Origin of the sequence: Burkholderia sp. Tr-20355, assembly GCF_017104685.1 — a bacterium.
Lineage (GTDB): Bacteria > Pseudomonadota > Gammaproteobacteria > Burkholderiales > Burkholderiaceae > Burkholderia > Burkholderia seminalis.
Map to the genome: position 1 here is coordinate 1 of NZ_JAAGPK010000298.1, position 4713 is coordinate 4713.

Below are 4713 nucleotides of genomic sequence, written 5' to 3' on the forward strand. Positions count from 1 at the left end.
TCGCGCCTGTGCGCGTCGCCGCGCCACGCCGGGCGCACGACCGCGCCTTCCGCGTCGTGGACGAGCGCGCACAGGCGCGCATTGACGGGCGCCTGCGCGCCGAAGCGCGCGGCCAGCCGCACGATCTCGCCGTTGATCCACTCGACCTCCGTCGCACGGCGCGCCGCAAGATCGTCGGACATCGACGAGCGCGCAAGCGGGTCGATCGCCAGCATCCGGCCGCCGAGCACACGGAAAGCCGCGTCGGGCAGATCGAGCATGGCAGGGACCCAGCCGGCCGGCAGCGGCGTGAGCCGCGCCGGCCGGATCGCGGCGCGTGCCAGCCAGTGCAGCGCCTCGCGCTGGGCCAGCGCGACGCAGCGACGGTACGCGCGTTGCGCAAGCTCGTCGCGCAGCGACAGGTTCGCGAGCGCATTGACCGCATTGTTCAGGTTGAGCAGCAGCTTCGCCCACTGCACGGCCCGCATGTCGCGATGCAGCGAGAGTGGCAGCCCGGCACGCGCGAATGCGCCGACGAACGGCTGCAGCGCGGACGACGCGTCGGCCGCGAGCGCGCCGGCCGAACCCTGGTGAAACGCACCGGGCCCGCGCTCGATCACATTGAACGGCACCATGCCGGCCAGCACGGTCGCTTGCGGCAGCGCGTCGCGCAACGTGTCGGCATGGTGCAGGCCGTTCTGGAAGCTGATCACGACCGTGCCGGGCCGCAGCACGCCGGCCAGTTGCCCGGCTGCCTCCCGCGTGGCGGCCGACTTCACCGCGACCAGCACGAGCCGTGCGTCGGCCGCGGCGGCCGGATCGGTCGCGAACGCGACATCGGCCGCCGCGAGCGTCGCGCGATAGCCCCGCCGGTCGGTCAGCGTGAGCCCGTGCCGGTGAATCGCATCGCCGATCCGCGCGCGGCCGACGAGCGTCACGTGCGCGCCGCCCGCCGCGAGCCGGCCGCCGAGATAACAGCCGACGGCACCTGCGCCGAACACGCAGACCGGCGCATCAGACATGCGAGTGCGCGCCGCCGTGCACGGGGCCCGCGCGCCGCTCGACTTCGCGGCGCACCTCGGCGCGCAGCCCCGCGAAGAACGCGACTTCGGCGACGACGAACAGCGGCCCGACCATCAGGCCGACCAGGTCGTCGACGAACGCGGGCTTGCGCCCTTCGAACCAGTGCCCGACGAATTGCACGATCCAGCCGACGACGAACGCGCCGATGCCGATCGCGAGCCATTGCGCGGTCGGCAGCAACGCGAGCGACTGCGCGGCCCACAGGCCGAGCGCGAACAGCGCGGTCATCATGATCCCGAACCGCAGGTCGAGGCGCAGGTAGAACACGACGAACGCGACCGCGAGCAGCAGCGCCGGCGACAGCGCGACGCCGGCCAGCATCCCGACCGCCGGCCGCGACAGCAGCACCTCGACCGCGAACACGATCATCGGGATGCCGACCAGATGCGTCGCGATGTTGCGCGCGTCGCGATGGTAGGCCGCATACTGCGAAAGATGGTCTTCGAGCGTCTTCATCGCGTCTCCTGGTCGGTTATTGAGCGCTATGATGCGCGTCACGCCCGACAACCTCTGTCAGCTACCCGACATCGCGTGCCCATGCCAGCTCCGCTCGCCCCGTACCTGCCGCAGATCGAAGCGAACCCGTGGTTCGCCGCGCTGCCGCCCGCGTTGCGCGCGGACCTGCTCGCCGGCGCGGCGCTGCGCCGCCTGCCGGCCGGCCACGCGCTGTTCCGGCGCGGCGACCCGCCGTGCGGGCTGTACGCGGTCCTGGCCGGTTCACTCACGATAGGTGCGGTCGACCCGCAGGGCAAGGAAGCGCTGCTGACGGTGGCCGAGCCCGTCACGTGGTTCGGCGAAATCGCGCTGTTCGACGGCCAGCCGCGCACGCACGACGCCATCGCGCTCGACGACGCGCTGCTGCTGCACGTCCCGCAGGCCGCGCTGCTCGCGATCCTCGATGCGACGCCGCAATACTGGCGGCAGTTCGCGCTGCTGATGGCGCAGAAGCTGCGCCTGAGCTTCCTGACCGTCGAGGCGATGAGCGTGATGCCGGCCGCGCAGCGGCTCGCCGCGCGCCTGCTGATGATCGCCGAAGGCTACGGCGGCATCAGCGCCGGGCGCACGCGCGTGCGGCTGTCGCAGGAAACGCTCGCGTCGATGCTGTCGCTGACGCGGCAGACCACCAACCAGTTGCTGAAGGCGCTGCAGGCCGACGGCGTCGTGCGGCTGCATGTCGGCGAGATCGAGCTGGTCGACATCGACGCGCTGCGCCGCGCGAGCGGGCTGGGCGACGGCACGCGCTGAGCAGCGCGTACCGCGCTGTCGCACGCCGCCCCGCCGCCGCCGCGTTGCGCTATCGTGTCGGCTCGTCCGATCTCCCCGCGCCCCATCTTGAATCCATCGACCGCCGCCGCCCCGCCCCGTCATCCGTGGCCCGTCTTCGTCGCGTTCCTGCGGCTCGGCCTCACGTCGTTCGGCGGCCCGGTCGCGCATCTCGGCTACTTCCGCGCCGAATTCGTCACGCGGCGCGGCTGGCTCAGCGAACGCACATATGCGGATCTCGTCGGGCTGTGCCAGTTCCTGCCGGGGCCCGCGAGCAGCCAGGTCGGGATGGCGATCGGCCTCGCGCGCGCCGGCTATGCGGGCATGTTCGCCGCGTGGCTCGGCTTCACGTTGCCGTCGGCGCTGCTGATGATGCTGTTCGCGCTCGGCGTTCACGCGACGGGCGCACCGATCGAAGCCGGCGCGCTGCACGGGCTGCGCATCGTGTCGGTCGCGGTGATCGCGCAAGCCGTCTGGGGGATGGCGCGCACGCTGTGCCCCGATGCGCGCCGCGTCACGCTGATGGCCGCGGCCGCGTGCGTCGCACTGCTCGCGCCGGCCGCGTGGACGCAAATCGCGGTGATCGCCGCGGCCGGTGCCGCCGGCCTCGCACTGTTGCCGCAACCGGCACGCGACGCGCACGAACCGTTGCCGCTTCACGTGTCGCACCGCGCGGGCATGCTGTGGCTCGCGCTGTTCGCGGCGCTGCTCGTCGCGCTGCCGTTCGCGGCCCGCGCGCTCCACTCCGATACGCTCGCCGTCGTCGATGCGTTCTTCCGCACCGGCGCCCTCGTGTTCGGCGGCGGGCACGTGGTGTTGCCGCTGCTGCAGGCGGCCGTGGTCGCGCCCGGCTGGGTCGGCGATTCGACGTTCCTTGCCGGGTACGGCGTCGCGCAGGCCGTGCCGGGACCGCTGTTCACGTTCTCGGCGTTCCTCGGCGCCTCGCTGCGCGACGCGCCGAACGGCTGGCTCGGCGGCACGCTCGCGCTGGTCTCGATCTTCGCGCCGTCGTTCCTGCTGATTGCCGGCACCGCACCGTTCTGGGAGCGCCTGCGCCGCAGCACGCGCATGCAGGCCGCGCTCGCGGGCGTGAACGCAGCCGTCGTCGGGCTGCTGCTCGCCGCGCTCTATCACCCGGTCTGGACCGACACGATCGTCGCACCGCGCGACCTGGCCGCCGCGCTCGTCGCCTACGTCGCGCTGGTGTTCTGGCGCGTGCCGCCATGGGCCGTCGTGCTTGCGAGCGCGGCACTCGGCTGGGCGCTCGGGCTGGCCGCCTGATCCGGCACGCGCGCCGCCTGCCCGCGCGACAAAAAACAAAAAAGCCCTCGAAACGAGGGCTTTTTCGGGGTGCTGCGCGCCGTGGCGGCGCGCCGGCGCCGGACTTACGCGAAGTTCTTCGCCGCGAAGTCCCAGTTCACGATGTTCCAGAACGCTTCGACGAACTTCGGACGTGCGTTGCGGTAGTCGATGTAGTACGCGTGTTCCCACACGTCGATCGTCAGCAGTGCCTTGTCGGCGGTCGTCAGCGGCGTCGCCGCGTTGCTCGTCGACACGATGTCGAGCGAACCGTCAGCCTTCTTCACGAGCCATGCCCAGCCCGAACCGAACGTGCCGACTGCGGCCTTCGTGAACGCTTCCTTGAAGGCGTCGTACGAACCCCACTTCGCGTTGATCGCGTCGCCCAGCGCGCCCGTCGGTGCGCCGCCGCCGTTCGGCGACAGGCTGTTCCAGAAGAACGTGTGGTTCCAGATTTGCGCGGCGTTGTTGAAGATGCCGCCCGACGACTTCTTCACGATCTCTTCCAGCGACAGGTTTTCGAATTCCGTGCCCGGGATCAGATTGTTCAGGTTCGTCACATAAGCCTGATGGTGCTTGCCGTAGTGGTACTGGATCGTCTCGAGCGAGATGGTCGGCGCGAGTGCGTCTTCAGCGTACGGGAGCGGCGGGAGCGTATGAGCCATGGCGATTCCTTCGTTGAGTATGTAGGGAGGGCGTGTTGGATGCTGCCGAGCGTCCGATTGTAGGCGAGACCGAATAACCCCGCAAACTCGCGGGCCATTTATCCGCGGTATGCGGAAAAGCGATGTTCGCGCGACGTCCGGCAGGACGAACCCGACGATGCGCAGCATCCGTTCCCGCTCACGATGCGTCCGTTGCGGCGGCCTTCGCCCGCCTTACGGCGATTACGTCAGATCGTATCGGTCAGCCGCGGCTGCACGTCGGCGAGCGACACGTCGGCCGAGCCTTCGGCGAGATGCACGGTCAGGCGCCGCTGCGGCTTCAGCGCGTTCGGCGCGCGCACCGCGCGGCCCGTCTGCGCATCGATCAGCGCCGCATAGCCGCGCTCGAGCGTGCGCTGCGGGCTCAGCACCTCGAGCCGCGCCG

The 4713-nt window shown here is 70.9% G+C and carries 6 protein-coding genes; 2 read left to right on the forward strand and 4 right to left on the reverse strand.

The annotated features are described in order from the left end of the window. Positions 1 to 1001, reverse strand: a 1001-nt coding sequence (locus G3N62_RS34400; RefSeq protein WP_206141487.1) for a 2-dehydropantoate 2-reductase, incomplete at its 3' end; no start/stop codon positions are given. Next, a complete protein-coding gene (locus G3N62_RS34405) occupies positions 994 to 1518 on the reverse strand; it encodes an Mpo1-like protein (RefSeq protein WP_124670941.1) in 525 nt (174 codons plus the stop codon). The genes G3N62_RS34405 and G3N62_RS34400, both read right to left, overlap by 8 nt. An 81-nt stretch (positions 1519 to 1599) precedes the next feature. Between G3N62_RS34405 and G3N62_RS34410 the strand changes: the two genes are divergently transcribed. After that, entirely contained in the window at positions 1600 to 2307 is a 708-nt protein-coding gene (locus tag G3N62_RS34410) for a Crp/Fnr family transcriptional regulator (protein ID WP_034191136.1), read from the forward strand. A gap of 87 nt (positions 2308 to 2394) precedes the next feature. Next, positions 2395 to 3606: a chromate efflux transporter gene (gene chrA / locus G3N62_RS34415; RefSeq protein ID WP_124670942.1), complete on the forward strand. Its 1212-nt coding sequence runs from the start codon at positions 2395 to 2397 to the stop codon at positions 3604 to 3606. Between the two features lie 104 nt (positions 3607 to 3710). Here chrA and sodB read toward each other — a convergent pair whose 3' ends face one another. Continuing rightward, positions 3711 to 4289 (reverse strand): superoxide dismutase [Fe], encoded by a 579-nt coding sequence (sodB, locus tag G3N62_RS34420; RefSeq protein WP_011352986.1) that lies wholly within the window; start codon positions 4287 to 4289, stop codon positions 3711 to 3713. Between the two features lie 227 nt (positions 4290 to 4516). Then, on the reverse strand, positions 4517 to 4713 hold a 197-nt coding region (locus tag G3N62_RS34425; protein WP_346778213.1), incomplete at its 5' end, for an exodeoxyribonuclease VII large subunit.

What these genes read in the sequence shown, in the direction of transcription:
- sodB (WP_011352986.1), bottom strand. Translation starts at nt 4,289, where the DNA reads ATGGCTCATACGCTCCCGCCGCTCCCGTACGCTGAAGACGCACTCGCG.
- G3N62_RS34410 (WP_034191136.1), top strand. Translation starts at nt 1,600, where the DNA reads ATGCCAGCTCCGCTCGCCCCGTACCTGCCGCAGATCGAAGCGAACCCG.
- G3N62_RS34405 (WP_124670941.1), bottom strand. Translation starts at nt 1,518, where the DNA reads ATGAAGACGCTCGAAGACCATCTTTCGCAGTATGCGGCCTACCATCGC.